This window comes from Methylobacterium isbiliense (genome assembly GCF_022179325.1).
In the GTDB taxonomy this organism is placed as follows: Bacteria; Pseudomonadota; Alphaproteobacteria; order Rhizobiales; family Beijerinckiaceae; genus Methylobacterium; species Methylobacterium isbiliense.
In genome coordinates, this window is record NZ_BPQQ01000034.1 from 25,331 (window position 1) to 42,075 (window position 16,745).

At 71.7% G+C, this 16,745-nt stretch carries 15 protein-coding genes and 1 riboswitch; of the genes, 10 read left to right on the forward strand and 5 right to left on the reverse strand.

The annotated features are described in order from the left end of the window. Positions 1–87: 87 nt before the first annotated feature. From MFF61_RS15025 to MFF61_RS15035, 3 genes are all read left to right on the forward strand, one after another. Positions 88–1,185 (forward strand): CgeB family protein, encoded by a 1,098-nt coding sequence (locus MFF61_RS15025; protein WP_238235877.1) that lies wholly within the window; start codon positions 88–90, stop codon positions 1,183–1,185. Beyond that, positions 1,182–2,303: a CgeB family protein gene (locus MFF61_RS15030; protein WP_238235878.1), complete on the forward strand. Its 1,122-nt coding sequence runs from the start codon at positions 1,182–1,184 to the stop codon at positions 2,301–2,303. Before MFF61_RS15025 ends, MFF61_RS15030 begins: the two co-directional genes overlap by 4 nt. A gap of 91 nt (positions 2,304–2,394) precedes the next feature. Further along, on the forward strand, positions 2,395–3,417 hold the full coding sequence (locus MFF61_RS15035) for a UDP-glucuronic acid decarboxylase family protein (RefSeq protein WP_238235879.1): 1,023 nt from the start codon (positions 2,395–2,397) through the stop codon (positions 3,415–3,417). Between the two features lie 9 nt (positions 3,418–3,426). Here MFF61_RS15035 and dusA read toward each other — a convergent pair whose 3' ends face one another. The 3 genes from dusA to MFF61_RS15050 form a co-directional block, all read right to left on the reverse strand. Then, the gene (gene dusA, locus MFF61_RS15040) at positions 3,427–4,443 is read right to left on the reverse strand and encodes a tRNA dihydrouridine(20/20a) synthase DusA (protein ID WP_283206002.1); all 1,017 of its coding nucleotides are present in this window, start codon (positions 4,441–4,443) and stop codon (positions 3,427–3,429) included. 181 nt (positions 4,444–4,624) lie between these two features. Next, positions 4,625–5,764, reverse strand: coding sequence for a Ppx/GppA phosphatase family protein (locus tag MFF61_RS15045; protein WP_238235880.1), 1,140 nt, complete (start codon positions 5,762–5,764; stop codon positions 4,625–4,627). 160 nt (positions 5,765–5,924) lie between these two features. Continuing rightward, positions 5,925–6,392, reverse strand: coding sequence for a response regulator (locus MFF61_RS15050; RefSeq protein WP_238235881.1), 468 nt, complete (start codon positions 6,390–6,392; stop codon positions 5,925–5,927). A gap of 190 nt (positions 6,393–6,582) precedes the next feature. On the opposite strand from MFF61_RS15050, the gene MFF61_RS15055 reads away from it, so the two are divergent. The 5 genes from MFF61_RS15055 (at position 6,583) to MFF61_RS15075 (ending at position 13,512) form a co-directional block, all read left to right on the forward strand. Beyond that, entirely contained in the window at positions 6,583–7,503 is a 921-nt protein-coding gene (locus tag MFF61_RS15055; protein WP_238235882.1) for a 3-hydroxyacyl-CoA dehydrogenase NAD-binding domain-containing protein, read from the forward strand. Next, on the forward strand, positions 7,500–8,327 hold the full coding sequence (locus tag MFF61_RS15060) for a beta-keto acid cleavage family enzyme (RefSeq protein ID WP_238235883.1): 828 nt from the start codon (positions 7,500–7,502) through the stop codon (positions 8,325–8,327). Before MFF61_RS15055 ends, MFF61_RS15060 begins: the two co-directional genes overlap by 4 nt. Positions 8,328–8,418: 91 nt before the next feature. Next, the gene (locus MFF61_RS15065; protein ID WP_238235884.1) at positions 8,419–8,802 is read left to right on the forward strand and encodes a hypothetical protein; all 384 of its coding nucleotides are present in this window, start codon (positions 8,419–8,421) and stop codon (positions 8,800–8,802) included. Positions 8,803–9,054: 252 nt separating this feature from the next. Beyond that, positions 9,055–10,332 (forward strand): efflux RND transporter periplasmic adaptor subunit, encoded by a 1,278-nt coding sequence (locus MFF61_RS15070; protein ID WP_373324705.1) that lies wholly within the window; start codon positions 9,055–9,057, stop codon positions 10,330–10,332. A 12-nt stretch (positions 10,333–10,344) separates the two neighbouring features. Beyond that, positions 10,345–13,512, forward strand: a complete 3,168-nt coding sequence (locus MFF61_RS15075; protein WP_238235886.1) for a multidrug efflux RND transporter permease subunit — start codon at positions 10,345–10,347, stop codon at positions 13,510–13,512. A gap of 57 nt (positions 13,513–13,569) precedes the next feature. Here the strand turns inward: MFF61_RS15075 and MFF61_RS15080 are convergent, their stop codons facing one another. Beyond that, positions 13,570–13,830 (reverse strand): hypothetical protein, encoded by a 261-nt coding sequence (locus MFF61_RS15080; protein WP_238235887.1) that lies wholly within the window; start codon positions 13,828–13,830, stop codon positions 13,570–13,572. 588 nt (positions 13,831–14,418) lie between these two features. On the opposite strand from MFF61_RS15080, the gene MFF61_RS15085 reads away from it, so the two are divergent. Both MFF61_RS15085 and MFF61_RS15090 read left to right on the forward strand, forming a co-directional pair. After that, positions 14,419–14,622, forward strand: a complete 204-nt coding sequence (locus MFF61_RS15085) for a CsbD family protein (RefSeq protein WP_238235888.1) — start codon at positions 14,419–14,421, stop codon at positions 14,620–14,622. Positions 14,623–14,808: 186 nt separating this feature from the next. Next, positions 14,809–15,558, forward strand: a complete 750-nt coding sequence (locus tag MFF61_RS15090; protein WP_238235889.1) for a sigma-70 family RNA polymerase sigma factor — start codon at positions 14,809–14,811, stop codon at positions 15,556–15,558. Between the two features lie 6 nt (positions 15,559–15,564). On the opposite strand, the gene MFF61_RS15095 is transcribed toward MFF61_RS15090, so the two are convergent. Further along, entirely contained in the window at positions 15,565–16,236 is a 672-nt protein-coding gene (locus MFF61_RS15095) for a sulfotransferase family protein (protein WP_238235890.1), read from the reverse strand. Between the two features lie 205 nt (positions 16,237–16,441). After that, positions 16,442–16,647, forward strand: a riboswitch (cobalamin riboswitch). The last annotated feature ends 98 nt before the right edge of the window (positions 16,648–16,745 follow it).

Below are 16,745 nucleotides of genomic sequence, written 5' to 3' on the forward strand. Positions count from 1 at the left end.
GCCTCGTCCGTCGGAGAGGGCGCAGCGGTCGAGGGCCGGTGCGCCGGCATCCCGCGCCTCAGCCCACCACCCCGAAGGCGACGCCGCATGACCACCATCGCGTTCTACGGCTCCAGCCTTCTCTCCTCGTACTGGAACGGCGCGGCCACCTACTACCGGGGCCTGATCCGCGACCTCGCGGGGCGGGGATGGCGCACCACCTTCTACGAGCCGGACGCCTTCGACCGGCAGCAGCACCGGGACATCGACCCGCCCGACTGGGCGGAGGTGCGGGTCTACCCGGCCACCGAGGCGGCGGCGGCCTCCGTCATCGCCGAGGCGGCGCGGGCGGACGTGGTGGTCAAGGCCTCGGGCGTCGGCGTGTTCGACGACCTGCTGCTCTCCGGGCTCGCGCGGGCGGCGCGGCCCGACGCCGTCCGGCTCTTCTGGGACGTCGACGCCCCCGCGACCCTGAGCGAGATGCGGGCCTCTCCCGACCACCCCCTGCGGCGGATCCTGCCCGAACTCGACCTCGTGCTCACCTACGGCGGCGGTCCCCCGGTGGTGGCGGCCTACGAGGGGTTCGGCGCGCATCGCTGCATCCCGGTCTACAACGCGCTCGATCCCGACACGCATCATCCGGTGCCGGCCGATCCGCGCTTCGCCGCCGACCTCGCCTTCCTGGGCAACCGCCTGCCCGACCGGGAGGCGCGGGTGCGCGACTTCTTCCTCGACGCCGCCGCGCGGCTGCCGGAGCGCCGCTTCCTCCTCGGCGGCAACGGCTGGGAGCCGCGGGACCTGCCCGCCAACGTGCGCCACATCGGGCACGTCCCGACGCGCGACCACAACGCCTTCAACGGCTCGGCCACGGCCGTGCTCAACATCGCCCGCGATTCCATGGCGGCGACCGGCTGGTCCCCGGCCACGCGGGTGTTCGAGGCGGCGGGCGCGGGGGCCTGCCTGATCACCGACGCCTGGACCGGCCTGGAGATGTTCCTCAAGGCTGACGAGGAGGTGCTGGTCGCCCGCGACGGGGCGGAGGTGGCGGCGCAGGTGGCGGCGCTGACCCCCGGGCGAGCGCGGGCGATCGGCGAGGCCGGGCGGCGGCGCATCCTGGCCGAGCACACCTATGCGCGGCGCGGCGCCCAGGTGGATGCGATCCTGCGCGACGCGCTCGCCGCCCGCCGCGCCCGGAGCGTCGCGTGAGCCGGACCCTCGACCTCGTGGTGCTGGGCCTCAGCCTGTCCTCGTCCTGGGGCAACGGCCACGCCACCACCTACCGGGCGCTGCTGCGGGCCTTCGCGGCCCGCGGGCACCGGGTGACGTTCCTGGAGCGGGACGTGCCCTGGTACGCCGCCCACCGCGACCTCGCCAAGCCCGATTACTGCGACCTCGTCCTCTACCGCGACCTCGGGGAGCTGTGCGACCTGCGCCCGCGGATCGAGGCGGCCGACGCGGTCGTCGTCGGCTCCTACGTGCCGGACGGGGTCGCGGCCGGCACCTGGGCGATCGGCGCGGCGCGGGCGGCGGGCGGGGTGGCGGCGTTCTACGACATCGACACGCCGGTGACGCTGGCCAAGCTCGCGCGCGGCGAGCACGAGTACCTCACCCCCGACCTGATCCGGGCCTACGACCTCTATCTCTCCTTCACGGGCGGGCCGGTGCTGGAGCGGCTGGAGCGCGAGCACGGGGCGATGCGGGCGCGCGCGCTCTACTGCTCGGTCGATCCCGACGTCTACGCGCCGCAGGCGGCCGCACCCGCCTACGACCTGTCCTATCTCGGCACCTACAGCCCCGACCGGCAGCCGACGCTGGAGCGGCTCCTGATCGAGCCCGCGCGCCGCGCGCCGCACCGGCGCTTCGTGGTGGCCGGGCCGCAATACCCGGACGGCATCGCCTGGCCGGACAACGTCGAGCGGCGCGAGCATGTCGGCCCCGCCGATCATCCGGCCTTCTACAGCTTGAGCCGCTGGACCCTGAACGTGACGCGGGCCGACATGCGGGCGGCCGGCTACAGCCCGAGCGTGCGCCTGTTCGAGGCGGCGGCCTGCGGCACGCCGATCCTGTCGGACGACTGGCCGGGCCTCGACACCATCCTGGCGCCCGGCCGCGAGATCGTGGTGGCGGACGGGCCCGAGACGGTGCTGCACGCCCTCGACCGCACCGAGCCGCAGCGTGCGGCGCTGGCGCAGGCGGCGCGAATCCGTATCCTGGCCTCCCACACCGCCGCCTGCCGGGCGGCGGAACTCGAGGCGGCCCTCTGGGAAACCATCGCCGCCTCGCCTCGCGCAAATACTCACATGGTGTATCGCAACAAGGCTTAGATGCGTGCGTTGTGTGCGGGGTAAGTACCTCGCGTCCCGCGCCTGGCCGAATGGGCGCGGCCCGAGCAAGCCGAACCGGAGAGGAAGCCTCATGGAGCACCGCAAGAGTTCCCTCGTCCTGGTCGCCGGCGGCGCGGGCTTCCTGGGGTCGCATCTCTGCGACGTGCTGCTGGCGCGGGGGGACCGGGTGATCTGCCTCGACAGCTTCGCCACCGGCCGGCGCCGCAACCTGCGCCATCTCGACCGCGAACCGCGCTTCGAGGTGGTGGAGCACGACATCGTCCGGCCGCTGCCCGCCGCGCTGCGGCGCCAGAAGTTCGACCGGATCTACAATCTCGCCTGCGCGGCCTCGCCGCCGCATTACCAAGCCGACCCGGAGCACACCCTGCTCACCAGCGTGCTCGGCACGCGCCACCTGCTGCTGACCGCCGAGGCCGCGGGCGCCCGGCTGCTGCAGGCCTCGACCTCCGAGGTCTACGGCGATCCGGAGGTGCATCCCCAGCCCGAGAGCTACTGGGGCCACGTCAACCCGACCGGCCCGCGCGCCTGCTACGACGAGGGCAAGCGCGCCGCCGAGACGCTCTGCTACGACTACGCCCGCGCCGGCCGGGTGGCCGTGCGGGTGGCGCGGATCTTCAACACCTACGGGCCGCGCATGCGGGCCGACGACGGGCGGGTGGTCTCGAACGTGGTCTGCCAGGCGCTGTCGGGGGACGACATCACGGTCTACGGGGACGGCTCGCAGACCCGCTCCTTCTGCTACGCCTCCGACCTCGTGGACGGCCTCGTGCGGCTGATGGAGCACGACACCACCACGCTCGCCTTCGCGCCGGTCAATCTCGGCAATCCGGCGGAACTGACCGTGGCGAATCTCGTGGCGCGGGTCCTGGCCATGACGGGCTCGCGCTCGGCGGTGGTGCACCGGCCGCTGCCGGTCGACGATCCCCGGCGCCGCCGCCCGGACATCACCCGGGCCTCCGACGTGCTGGGCTGGAGCCCCAAGGTGCCGCTGGAGCAGGGCCTGAAGGCCACCGTGCACTGGTTCGCCGACGAGGCCGAGGACGGGCCGCGCGGGCGGGCGATGGCCGAGGAGGCGCGGGCCGCCGCGCCCTGACGCCGCCGCTCAGGCGGCGGCCTCCAGCGCCGCGCGGGAGACCATCGCCACGGCCTCCGACAGGGTCTCCAGCCCGGCGCTCGCCCGCATGCCGGCGGTGGAGAGGTGGCGCCGGAAGCCGCGCGCGCCGGGCCGGCCGTTGAACAGGCCGAGCATGTGACGCGTCATGGCGTGCAGCCGCACGCCCTCGGCGAGACGCGCCGCCATGTAGGGCCGATAGGCCTCGACGGCGGCGAACGGGTCGGCCGCCGGGGCGGGCGCGCCGAACAGGAGCGGGTCGACGCCGAGCAGCAGCGCCGGCTCCGCATAGGCCGCCCGGCCGAGCATCACGCCGTCGACATGGGCGAGCTGGCCCTGCGCCTCGTCCAGAGTCTTCAGGCCGCCGTTGACCGCCACCGGCAGGTCGGGATGGGCGCGCTTCAGGCGGTGGACGCGGGAATAGTCGAGGGGCGGGATGTCCCGGTTCTCCTTCGGGGAGAGGCCCTGGAGCCACGCCTTGCGGGCGTGCACCACGAGGGCGTCGACGCCCGCCTCGCGCACCGCCAGGGTTAGCGCGTCGAGGGCGGCCCCCGGGTCCTGGTCGTCGACGCCGATGCGGCACTTCACCGTGACGGGGATGCCCACCGCCCCCTTCATGGCCGCCACGCAGGCGCCGACGAGGGCGGGCTCGCGCATCAGGCAGGCGCCGAAGCGCCCGTCCTGCACCCGGTCGGAGGGGCAGCCGACGTTGAGGTTCACCTCCGCGTAGCCGAACTCCTCGGCGATGCGGGCCGCCCGCGCGAGGTCCTGCGGATCGGAGCCGCCGAGCTGGAGCGCGACGGGCTGCTCCTCGGGCGAGAAGCCGAGCAGCCGCTCGCGCGGCCCGTGCAGCACGGCGCCGGTCGTCACCATCTCGGTGTAGAGCCGGGCGCGGGCCGAGAGGAGGCGGTGGAAGACCCGGCAATGCCGGTCGGTCCAGTCCATCATCGGCGCCACGGAGAACCGCCACGGGCTGACGTCGCCGGATGCTTCGGTCTGCGCGGTCACGTGGTTCCTCGTTCCACTGGGCTCCCCGTTCGCTCCGTCCGCAGCCGTGCCGGCCTCGCACGGCATCCCGCGGGCGTGCGGCCGGGCGTCGGCGGAGAGATGGGAGCGCCGGATACCACGCGCAAACCGCCGCCAACAGCCGGGGCGCCCCATCCGGGTCAGGCGGCCGGGAGGCGCCCCGTCAGGCCGGGCGCGTGCCGCGGCGCCAGACGCCGTCCTCGCGCATCATGTTCATGAGCAGGCCCTCGCGCAGGCCGCGGTCGGCGATGCGCAGGCGCTCGGACGGGAAGGCGCGGCGGATCGCCTCCAGGATGGCGCAGCCGGCGAGCACGAGGTCGGCCCGGTCGCGGCCGATGCAGGGGTTGCGCGCCCGCTCGGAGAGCCGCGTGTCGAGGAGGTCCGAGATCGCGGTCGAGACCTCCCGGTCGCTCATCCACAGCCCGTCGATGCGCCGCCGGTCGTAGCGGGGCAGGCGCAGGTGCATGGCGGCGAGCGTCGTCACGGTGCCGGAGGTGCCGAGCAGGTGGAAATGCGGCGCGTGGGCGGCGGCGCCGGCCATCAGGGCGAACTTGGTGAGCTTGTCGGCGACGTCCTCGACCATGCCCTCGAAGATCGACCGGGTGACGTCGGCCCCGCCGTAGCGCTCCGCGAGCGTGACGACGCCCACGGGCAGCGAATCCCAGGCGCGGATGCGCAGGGTGGGATCGGCGCTGCGGGCGAGCGCGGCGCTGCCGTCGAGCCAGACGATCTCGGTGGAGCCGCCGCCGATATCGAAGATCACCACCGACTCGGCCTGCCGGTCGGCGAGCGCGGCGCAGCCCGTCACCGCCAGATAGGCCTCGGTGCGCCGGTCCACGATCTCGAGGTCGATGCCGACCTCGCGGCGTACCCGCGCCACGAAGGCCGGGCCGTTCACGGCGAGCCGGCAGGCCTCGGTGGCGATGGTCTTGGCCCGCACCACGCCGCGGCCGTCCATCTTGGCGCGGCAGACACCCAGGGCCTCGACGGTGCGCTCGATGGCGTCCTCGCTCAGCCGGTCGGTGCTCCCCAGCCCCTCGCCGAGGCGCACGATGCGCGAGAAGGCGTCGACCACCCGGAAGCCGTAGGGCGCGGGCTCGGCGATGAGCAGGCGGCAATTGTTGGTGCCGAGGTCCAGGGCCGCGTAGAGCCGGCGCCGGCCCGGCTGCGGGGCCGTGGTGCGGCCCGGCCGGGCATGGCCGACCGCCGACGCCTCACGCCGCAGCAGCGGGGCGCTGGCGCGCGCAGGCTCTCCCCGGTCCGCGGCGCGCGCCGGCCCGGGGGCGGCAGTCTCGTCCCTCACGACGCCAACGATCCTTCAGGCCCGCCGTCCGGGACGGGCAACGCTGTCATAGAGCAAGCTTACGTGCCCGCGGGCAGAACGCAAACCCGTGTTCGTGCGTGTTCGCAGGTCTTGTACGCGGGTCTTGCATGCGGGCCTCGGCGCGCGACGACGCCCCGGCTCACGCCTTCATGGCGGCCGCCAGGCGGGGCTGGGGCCGCAGCAGGCTCTTGACCTGCGAGAAGGGGCGCGGGCGGTTGATGACCTCGTCCAGGCGCGACCACAGGGTCTTGGGCGAGAACGGCTTGGCGATGATCTCGTTGACCCCGAGGTTGACCGCGCGGTCGATGACGTTGCGCCGCGGCTGGGCCAGCATGAGGATGATCGGCACGGTCGGGGCGGGCGAGGTCGCGGGCGTGCGGGCGAGCCGGATGAACTCCTCGCCCGACAGGATCGCGAGATCCCAGTCGAGCACCACGAGGTCGGGCTTGCTCTCGGCGAGCACGCCCAGCGCCTCGGCCCCGTCCGGCGCCTCCAGCACGCGCTTGATGCCCACGCGCATCAGCATGTCGCGCACGATGCGGCGGATATAGAGGCTCTCGTCCACCACCAGGGCGGACAGATCCGGGAAGGTCGGAGTCGCAATCATCGGCGTGCGGGCGTCGGCTGCGGCAGCCTAGGCGCCGGACTCCTAGGGCTTCGCTAACGCGACCGGCACAATGCACGCCGCGCGGCGCCGGCCGGATGCTGGACGACGGCGCCCGCCGGACGAGATAAGTCTGAACTGCGCCGAACCGGTCTGCGCACCGGCGGGGCGCGCTTGCGGGAGGAGCGCGGACGTGCGGGTGAGCATCATCGGCTGCGGCACCGTGGGCGCGAGCTGGGCGGCGCTGTTCCTCGCCCACGGCCACGACGTGACGGCGACGGATCCGGCGCCCGGGGCGCGGGAGCGCCTCGACGCCTTCGTGGAGAGCGCCCGCCGCCAGCTCGCCGACCTCGGCCTGCGCGGCGAGGGCCGCCTGCGTTTCGTGGCCGGCACGGCGGAGGCCCTGGAGGGGGCCGAGTACGTGCAGGAGAACGCCCCCGAGAACGAGGCGCTCAAGCGCGCGCTCCTGGCCGAGATCGACCGGCAGGCGGCGCCCGAGGTGCTCATCGCCAGCAGCACCTCGGCACTGGTGCGCAGCGCCATCGTGGCGGATTGCGCGCGGCCGGAGCGGGTGCTCGTCGCCCACCCGTTCAACCCGCCCCACCTCGTGCCGCTGGTGGAGATCGTGGCGGGCGACGCGCAGGTCGCGGCGCGGGCGGCCGCCCTCTACCGGGGGCTCGGCCGGCGGCCGGTGATCCTGCGGCGCGAGATGCCGGGCCACATCGCCAACCGGCTCGCCTCGGCCCTCTACCGGGAGGCGGTGAACCTGGTGGCGGAAGGGGTGGCGAGCGTCGCCGACATCGACGCCGCGCTCTGCCACGGGCCGGGCCTGCGTTGGGCCCTGATGGGGCCGCACCTGACCTACCATCTCGGGGGCGGTCCGGGCGGCATCGCGCATTACCTGGAGCATCTCGGGCCGAGCCAGGAGCGGCGCTGGGCGAGCCTGGGCCGGCCGGCCCTGACGCCGGAGGTGCGCGCCGCCATCGCGGCGGGCGTCGCGGCCGAGGCCGGATCGCTCGGCATCGCCGACCTGGAGGCCCGGCGCGACCGGGCGCTCATCGCCATCCTGAAGGCGCGCACCCCGGTGGCGCCCGAGCCCGAGGACCAGCCGTGACGAAGCCGCTCATCATCATGGTCGCGCCCAACGGGGCGCGCCGGACCAAGGCCGACCACCCGGCCCTGCCGATCGCCCCGCGCGAACTCGGGCTCGACGCCGCGCGCTGCCGCGAGGCGGGCGCGGCGATGATCCACCTGCACGTGCGCGATGCCGAGGAGCGCCACAGCCTCGACGTCGACCGCTACCGGGCGGCGATCGCGGCGGTGCGCCGCGAGGCCGGAGCCGAGATGATCGTCCAGGTGACGACGGAGTCGGTCGGCCTGTTCTCCCCGGCCGAGCAGATGGCCGCCATGCGGGCGCTGCGGCCCGAGGCCTTCTCGGTGGCGGTGCGCGAACTCTTCGTCGAGCCGGACGACGAGGCCGAGGCGGGCGCCTTCCTGGCCGAGCAGGCCCGGGCCGGCACCCTGGTGCAGCACATCCTGTACGATGCGGGCGACGTCACGCGCTTCCAGGGTCTGGCCGCCCGCGGGCTGATCCCGCTGGAGCGCGCCAGCGTGCTGTTCGTGCTCGGCCGCTACAGCACCGGCCAGCGCTCCGAACCGGCCGACCTGCTGCCCTTCCTGGCAGCATGGAACTCGGGCCACCACCTCGACCTGCCCTGGTCGCTCTGCGCCTTCGGTCCCCGCGAGGCGGCCTGCCTGATCGCCGCCGCGACGCTGGGGGGCGACGCCCGGGTCGGGTTCGAGAACAACCTCTGGCGTCCGGACGGCAGCCTCGCCTCCGACAACGCCGCGCAGGTGGCCGACCTCGCCGCCCTCGCCCGCGGCCTCGGCCTGACGGTCGCGGATCCGGCGACCGCGCGGGCTCTGCTCGCGGCCTGACCGGCGACGATGCTGCGGCGCAGCGCGACGCATTGACAGAATGCCGCAGGCGTCTTGCTCCGCGGGCGCCGCAACCCCACTGTGACGCTGCGTGTCGGACCTTTGGACTCATATCGCGCGGACCTGCGCGGCGGCCCTGATGGGGCTTGCCCTGATGCTGGCCGCGGCACCGATGGCGGAGGCGGCCACCGGCCGCGCCGGCCCGGTCCTGCGCGCGGCCTCCGCACCGACGCTCCAGCTCAGCCTGCAGGCCCTGCGGTTGGCCAAGCCCGGCCGCGACGCGGCCTGCGCCGTCTCGGCGCCGGGCGTCGAGCATCCGCGCGTCGACGACGGGGGTGCGGCGAGCCAGGTCTGCCCCGGCACCACCCGCAAGCAGGCCGCCGCCTCTTGCGCGCTCCTGCCTCCGCGGTCGCTCGGCTCCTGTCCGCTGCCCGGCGCGACCCGGCTCGACCGCCCGCCGAAACGCCCGGCCTGACGGCGCGGCAAGACCCGCGCCACACGGCAAGACCGCACGAGACGGCAAGACTGCCCGGCGTGCAGGCGCTGCGGCGCCTCCGGGTGTAGTCTGCGTCGCGAGTCGTCCGCCTTGCCCCCGTACCCGCGCGGCCTCCCGCCGGTCCGAGGCGCGCCTCGCCGCCACATCCTGGCCGCGGAGTGCCCTTAAGGAATGCGAAGCGCCGACGACGCAACGCGGCGCCGCTGCGCCCTGCATGCCCGGAGGCCGGACATGCCCCTTCGCTCCCATGCCAGCCGCCGCGGGCCCCGTCCCGCCGTGCAGGAGTCGACCGTGACACACCGCCTCGTCCTCGCCGTTTCGCTCGCCGCGTTACTGGCGGCCTGCAACCCGTCGCAGAGGGCCGCCGCCCCCGCCCAGACGCCGCCGACCGAGGTCAGCGTCGTGACCGTGAAGGCGCAGCCGATCCCGTTCGAGCGCGAGTTGCCCGGCCGCGTGGCCCCCACCCGCATCGCCGAGGTGCGCGCCCGCGTCTCGGGCCTCGTGGTCAAGCGCACCTTCCAGCAGGGCAGCCAGGTCAAGGAAGGCGACATCCTCTACAAGATCGACCCGGCGCCCTATCAGGTCGAACTCGACAGCGCCGAGGCGACGCTGGCCCGGACCGAGGCGGCCCTGGTGCTGGCCCGCCAGCAGGCCGACCGCCTCGAGACCCTGCTCTCGCGCCAGACCGCGAGCCAAGCCCAGTACGACGCCGCCTTCGCGGCCCAGAAGCAGGCCGAGGCCGAGGTGGCGGGCGCCAAGGCGTCCCGCGACCGCGCTCGGCTCAACCTCGGCTACACGGACGTGCGCGCGCCGATCTCCGGCCGCATCGGCCGCGCCCTCGTCACCGAGGGCGCCCTGATCGAGGTCGGCAGCGCCACGAACCTCGCGACGATCCAGCAGCTCGATCCGATCTACGTCGACATCACCCAATCGGTGAGCGAGCTCAACAAGCTGCGGCGCGACCTCGCGAGCGGGGAGCTGGCGAGCGTCGCCCCCAACACCGCGAGCGTGCGCCTGATCATGGACGACGGCACGCTCTACCCGCAGCCCGGGCGCCTGCTGTTCTCCGACGTCACCGCCGACCCGAGCACCGGCCAGGTCACCCTGCGCGCCGTGATCCCGAACCCGAACAACGAACTCTTCCCCGGCATGTACGTGCGCGCCCGCATCAAGCAGGGCATCGATGCCGACGCCATCGCGGTGCCCCAGCAGGCGGTCCACCGCTCCAACGACGGCCGGGCGGAGGTCTGGCTGGTGGGCGAGGGCGACAAGGTGATGCTGCACCCGGTCGAGGTCGGCCCGGTGGTCGAGGGCCAGTGGGTGATCCGCGAGGGCCTCAAGCCCGGCGACCGGGTGGTGGCCGAGGGCTTCCAGAAGATCGTGGCGGGCACGCAGGTGAAGGCCGTGGCCTGGAAATCCGCCGCCCCGGGCGCGCCCACCTACCCGACCGTGGGCGGCCCGGCCAGCGAGGCGGATGCCGTCGCGGCGTCCTTCTCCGAAACCCGCTGAGGAGGACGACGCGTGGCTTCGTTCTTCATCGACCGTCCGGTCTTCGCCTGGGTCGTCGCCCTGTTCATCTGCCTGGGCGGCATCCTGGCGATCCCGCTCCTGCCGATCGCCCAGTACCCGGTCATCGCGCCGCCCTCGATCGCCCTCTCGACCGCCTATCCGGGCGCCTCGGTGGAGGACCTCTATACGGGCACGACCCGCCTCATCGAAGACGAACTCAACGGCGCGGCCAACATCCAGAGCTTCGAATCGGCCTCCGACTCCTTCGGCGTCGTCGAGATCACGGCGAACTTCGCGCCCGGGACCGATCCGGGCTATGCCGGCGTCGAGGTGCAGAACCGCCTCAAGCGCGTCGAGGCGCGCCTGCCGGCCGAGGTGCGCCAGCAGGGCATCCTGGTGGAGGAGGCCTCCGCCGCGACCCTCAACATCATCACGCTGGTCTCCACCGACGGCTCGATGGACGAGGTGGCGCTCGGCGACTTCCTCATCCGCAACGTCATCAACGAGATCCGCCGCATCCCCGGCGTCGGCCGCGCGACCCTCTACTCGACCGAGCGCAGCCTGCGCATCTGGGTCGATCCGGACAAGCTCCGGGGCCTGTCGCTCAGCGCCTCCGACGTGACGACGGCGATCCAGAACCAGAACGCCCAGATCGCCTCGGGCGCGGTCGGCGCCCAGCCGAGCCCCGCCTCCCACCAGGTGAACTTCCCGATCCTGGTGAAGGGCCAGATGCGGGCGCCCGAGGAGTTCGGCGCCATCGTGCTGCGGGCCAATCCCGACGGCTCGAACGTGCGCCTGCGCGACATCGCGCGCATCGAACTCGGGGGCGAGGACTACAAGTTCACCACCCGCCTCAACGGCGGCGAGGCCGCCGGCATCTCGGTGACGCTGGCGCCGGACGGCAACGCGCTCGAAACCGCCAAGGCGATCCGCGCCAAGATGGAGGAACTCTCCCAGTTCTTCCCCTCGACCGTGAAGTGGGACATCCCCTACGACATCACGCCGGCCGTCAACGCCTCGATCAAGAAGGTGATGATGACGCTGATCGAGGCGGTGGTGCTGGTGTTCGTGGTGATGTTCCTGTTCCTGCAGAACATCCGCTACACGCTGATCCCGACCATCGTGGTGCCGATCGCGCTGCTCGGCACCTGCACGGTGATGCTGCTGGCGGGCTTCTCGATCAACGTGCTGACCATGTTCGGCATGGTGCTGGCCATCGGCATCCTGGTCGACGACGCCATCGTGGTGGTGGAGAACGTCGAGCGCATCATGAACGAGGAGGGCCTGCCCCCCAAGGAGGCCACCCGCAAGGCGATGGGCCAGATCACCGGCGCCATCATCGGCATCACGCTGGTGCTGATCGCGGTGTTCATCCCGATGGCGTTCTTCCCCGGCTCGGTCGGCATCATCTACCGCCAGTTCTCGATCGCGATGGTGACCTCGATCGCCTTCTCGGCGCTGCTGGCGCTCTCGCTCACACCCGCGCTCTGCGCGACGCTGCTCAAGCCGATCGAGAAGGGCCACGGCCACGCCAAGGGCGGCTTCTTCGGCTGGTTCAACCGCGTCGTCGACCGCGAGACCGCGCGCTACGGCCGCGGCGTGCAGTGGGCGATCGCCAAGTCCGGGCGGATGATGGCGATCTACCTCGTCCTCGTGGCGGGCGTGGCCTGGGCCTTCGTGCGCCTGCCGGAGGGCTTCCTGCCGGTCGAGGACCAGGGCTTCTTCACGGTCGACATCCAGACCCCGCCGGGCTCGTCCTTCAACCGGACGCTGGCCGCGGTGAAGAAGGTCGAGGAGCACCTGCTCGCCCAGCCCGGCGTCGCCACGGTGACGATCGTGAACGGCTTCTCCTTCTCGGGGCAGGGCCAGATGACCTCGCAGGCCTTCGTGACCCTGAAGGACTGGTCGGAGCGCGGACCGGACCAGTCGGCCGCCGCCCTGGTGGCGGGCACCAACAAGGCGCTGGCGAGCTACAAGGACGCCATCATCCAGGCCCTGGAGCCGCCGCCGATCGACAACCTCGGCAACGCCTCGGGCTTCAGCTTCCGCCTGCAGGACCGGGCGCAGAAGGGCTACTCGGCCCTGATGGCCGCGCAGGAGCAGCTGCTCTCGCTCGCCCGCAAGAGCCCGGTGCTGAAGAACGTCTACGTCGAGGGCCTGCCGCCCGCGCCGCAGGCCGAACTGGTCATCGACCGCGAGAAGGCGGCGGCGCTCGGCGTCTCGTTCGAGGCCATCAACGAGACCATCCAGGTCAATCTCGGCTCGGTCTACACCAACGACTTCCCGAACCGCGGCAAGATGCAGCGCGTGATCGTGCAGGCGGAGGCCGTGCAGCGGCTCAACCCGAGCGACCTCCTGAACTACGGCGTGAAGAACCAGCAGGGCACGATGGTGCCGATGTCGTCCTTCGCCGACCTGAAGTGGAGCGTGGGGCCGGCCCAGATCATCGGCTTCAACGGCTACCAGTCGGTGCGCATCACCGGCGAGCCCGCCGCCGGCTACACCTCGGGCGACGCGATCGCCGAGATGGAGCGGCTGATGACGCAGCTGCCCAAGGGCTTCGGCTACACCTGGACCGGCCAGTCGCTGCAGGAGAAGCAGGCGGGCTCGCAGGCGACGCTGCTGCTCGCCCTCTCGGTGCTGATCGTGTTCCTGTGCCTCGCGGCGCTCTACGAGAGCTGGTCGATCCCGCTCTCGGTGATGCTGGTGATCCCGCTCGGGGTCATCGGCTCGGTGGCGGGCGTAATGCTGCGGGACATGCCCAACGACGTCTACTTCAAGATCGGGCTCATCACGATCATCGGTCTGTCGGCCAAGAACGCGATCCTGATCATCGAGTTTGCCAAGGATCTGTGGCGGCCGGGCACGAAGCTGGTCGAGGCGACGGTCGAGGCGTCGCGCCTGCGCTTCCGGCCGATCGTGATGACCTCGCTCGCCTTCATCTTCGGCGTCGTCCCGCTCTCCATCGCCACGGGGGCGGCCTCGAAGAGCCAGCAGGCGATCGGCACGGGCGTGATGGGCGGCATGATCTCCGCGACCGTGCTCGCGGTGATCCTGGTACCGGTCTTCTTCGTGGTGGTGATGCGCCTCTTCCAGCGCCGCCGCGTGCGCGAGGAGGAGCAGGGCGCCGCCGAACCGGTCAGCGCTCCGGAGCCCGCGCGGCAACCGGCCCACGGCTGAGCCTCATGCGCCGATGCGCTCACCGCATCGGCGCACGACGCCGAACCGGCCTCTGCGTCAACGCCGATCGAGCTTGCGCCGCCATGCGGGAACGGATCCGAGGAGCCGCGGGCCCTCCCTGTCGACGTCGTACGTCACCGGGACGCCCAGGAGGAAGGCGGGCGGCATGTCGTCCGGTGCCCGGGGCAGCACGGCCTTCAGGCCGTATCCCTCGCCGCAGCGCGTGACGCCGACGCCCCGGGGCCGCATGTGCAGCCGCGACTGGACCTCATCCCAGGCCTGAGGCCTGACGGAATCCACTTCCTGGAACGTCGCCATCTCACGCCAACTCCATGCCCGGCTTGGCAGCCAGTAAATGCGTCAGCGGTAGGACGTACGCAGTACTCACCGACTCGCGACCTTTCCCGGGAAGCACCCTGCTCTTCCTCGCGCCCCCGACGCAGGGCCTGCCGTCCCTCACCACCGCCCGATATTCGAAGCGCTGCACTCTGCGTGACCTCCCAAAACACACTGCATACATCGCCGATCGTGCCAGCATGTTTCAAGGGAAGGCGGCATTCAACCCGAATCTTTGCTAGAACCTTCTGCATCAGGGCGCCTTGGATCCGGTATTATCGACGATGTTTCAATTTACTATCCTTCATGATCTGAATATTACTTCTTTTGAAATATGACAATTGTTTCGGATGCCATCATCGTAGGAATCTATACCAGTCATGATGGAGCGGATCCGAGACCGGTTTACGACCGCGTGCTTCCGTCAAGGCGAAGGGCCCCACCACTCGACAGCCCACATCGACGCAACCCGGCAACCTTCCCGTACCGACCAATGGAACCAATCCAGCGCCTCGACCGTTCGGTAGCGCAACGCCGTTACGGCAGACAGTGAACGCAACGGAGCATTCGATGAGCAGCACGACCGACAAGATCAAGGGTCTCGCCAACGAGGCGATCGGCAACGTCAAGCAGGGCATCGGCAACGTCACCGGCGACGAGAAGCTGAAGGCCGAGGGCAAGGCCCAGGAGTTGAAGGGCGAGACCCAGAAGACGGTCGGCGATGCCAAGGACGGCATCAAGAACGCCGCCGACGCGGTGAAGAGCAAGCTCTGATCCCGGGGCCGGACGGCTGGTCCGTCCGGCCGCGAGCACCGAGGCCGCCTCCCCGCATCCCGTGGGAGGCGGCTCTCTGCTTTATCAATTGTCATGTGCGATCGCGCACCTGTGAGCGGCCCCGGCCCTCGCGCGGCGCGGATTTATGGTCTAGCTTGCTGGAATCCCGCGCCAGCGTGCAGACCGATGACCGATTCATCTCCCACCGGGCGGACCAAACCCGTTCCGTCATCGCCCCCGACCCTGCCGCCTGACGTGCAGGAGCATCTCGGACGCCAGTTGCGCGACGCCTACGCGGCGCTCGGCGAGATCGAGCCGCCGGCCGCCTTCACGGGCCTGATCGACCGGCTCCAAGCCGCGCTGGCGGCGCTCGGCGCGCCGAAGCAGGACCGCTTCCGCGACGAGCTCCTGGCGGCCGCGCCGGCCTTGCGGCGCTTCGCCCTCACCCTCACGGCCAATCCGGCCCGCGCCGACGACCTCGTGCAGGACACCCTGCTCAAGGGCTGGCAGAGCCGCGACCGGTTCGAGGACGGCACCAACCTCAGCGCGTGGCTGTTCACGATCATGCGCAACGCCTTCTACTCCGAGCACCGCAAGCGCTCGCGGGAGGTCGAGGATGGCGAAGGCGTCTACTCCTCCCGCCTCACCACGGCGCCCAACCAGGGCGACCGGCTCGACGTGCAGGACCTCCAGGCGGCGCTCAACAAGCTCGTGGCCGAGCAGCGCGAGGCGTTGCTGCTGATTGCGGTCGGGGACCTCTCCTACGAGGACGCCGCCGCATTGATGCAGTGCAAGGTCGGCACCGTGAAGAGCCGGGTCTGCCGCGCCCGCGACAGGCTCGCCGAACTCCTGGGCTATGCCGGCGGCGAACTCGGGGCCGACCGGCTCACCCGCTCGGTCATCGCCAACGGCGGCGTGATGGCGCTGGAGAGCTGAGCGGTCTCAGGCCGCCGCGCGGGCGAGCACGGACCAGCGCGACGCCGCGCGGCGGTAGAGATCCATGTCGGAGCCGTTCAGCCGCTCGATGTAAGCCCGCAGGGCCGGGCTCGGCTTCGGCCCGGCGAGCCGCGAGGCGAGGCTGCGGGCGTTCTTGTGCACGGACTTGAACGACAGGCCGAAGCGGCGGTTCAGCCGGGCCACGAACGCCTCGTACTCCTCCAGGATGCCGACGAGCGCGATCCGCTCCAGGTCGGCGCTGCCGAAGGAATGAGTCTGAACGTTCTGGTTGCGCGGCTCCTCGATGAACTCTTCGAGACTCTGGCTCGTGCGGCCGTGCCTCTTCTGGAAGACGTAGTAGGACAGCACTTGCTCGCAGGGCGAGCGGAACAGCGAGAACGCCCGTCCGGGATCGAAACACGGAAGATAGGCCGCGCTCATATGGCTCGAGTAGAACGCGATCTCGTGCTCGACTAGGTAATCCGAGATCAATCGCAGCTGCTCGCCGATCCCGACTCCTTGCCGATAATACATCAACTCGTTGGCGAAGGGATGCGTCGTCGGGCTGTCCTTGCCGTACAGCATGAAGATCTTCTCCTTTGGGAAGACTTCATGGGCGGAGTAGCGCAGGCTGGTCCCAGCCGTCTTGGGGATGTGGAGGAAGAAGAGCGGCGCCATGGAAACACACCAGATACACGCGGAAGGCGAGTTCCCCCTGGTTGGCCATCATTGATGGTGATGTTGTGGCAGCCGCCGCGGCCCCGGCCCGCGCGGCGGCCAGCCCCTCGATCGCCGCCCCGATCGCTGTGGCCTCGCAAGCACAGCGAGCGCAACATTGTTACAAACCTCATCGGGTCGGTTGACCCACGGTCGCGGCGGAGAGAAGGTCCGACCGTCAAGGTTCTCGTGGGCTCCCGCCCGCGAGCGAAGAGGGAATTCGGTGGGCTCCCGCGAGCCGAGCCGAAGCTGCCCCCGCAACTGTGAGCGGCGAGCGCCTGCCGCCATCGGCCACTGGTGCCTCGCACCGGGAAGGCTTGGCCGGCGCGACGACCCGCGAGCCAGGAGACCTGCCTTGGCACGGTAACGTCTCTCGGGCGGGGTGTCCCGGGCCAGCGCATGGATGGGGGGCGCCCTGCGCCCACCCGCACGCGACCTGCCCGGCATCCCGCTCGACAAGTGCGAGCGCG

What these genes read in the sequence shown, in the direction of transcription:
- MFF61_RS15025 (WP_238235877.1), top strand. Translation starts at nt 88, where the DNA reads ATGACCACCATCGCGTTCTACGGCTCCAGCCTTCTCTCCTCGTACTGG.
- MFF61_RS15035 (WP_238235879.1), top strand. Translation starts at nt 2,395, where the DNA reads ATGGAGCACCGCAAGAGTTCCCTCGTCCTGGTCGCCGGCGGCGCGGGC.
- MFF61_RS15050 (WP_238235881.1), bottom strand. Translation starts at nt 6,392, where the DNA reads ATGATTGCGACTCCGACCTTCCCGGATCTGTCCGCCCTGGTGGTGGAC.
- MFF61_RS15070 (WP_373324705.1), top strand. Translation starts at nt 9,055, where the DNA reads ATGCCCCTTCGCTCCCATGCCAGCCGCCGCGGGCCCCGTCCCGCCGTG.
- MFF61_RS15080 (WP_238235887.1), bottom strand. Translation starts at nt 13,830, where the DNA reads ATGGCGACGTTCCAGGAAGTGGATTCCGTCAGGCCTCAGGCCTGGGAT.
- MFF61_RS15085 (WP_238235888.1), top strand. Translation starts at nt 14,419, where the DNA reads ATGAGCAGCACGACCGACAAGATCAAGGGTCTCGCCAACGAGGCGATC.
- MFF61_RS15090 (WP_238235889.1), top strand. Translation starts at nt 14,809, where the DNA reads ATGACCGATTCATCTCCCACCGGGCGGACCAAACCCGTTCCGTCATCG.
- MFF61_RS15095 (WP_238235890.1), bottom strand. Translation starts at nt 16,236, where the DNA reads ATGGCGCCGCTCTTCTTCCTCCACATCCCCAAGACGGCTGGGACCAGC.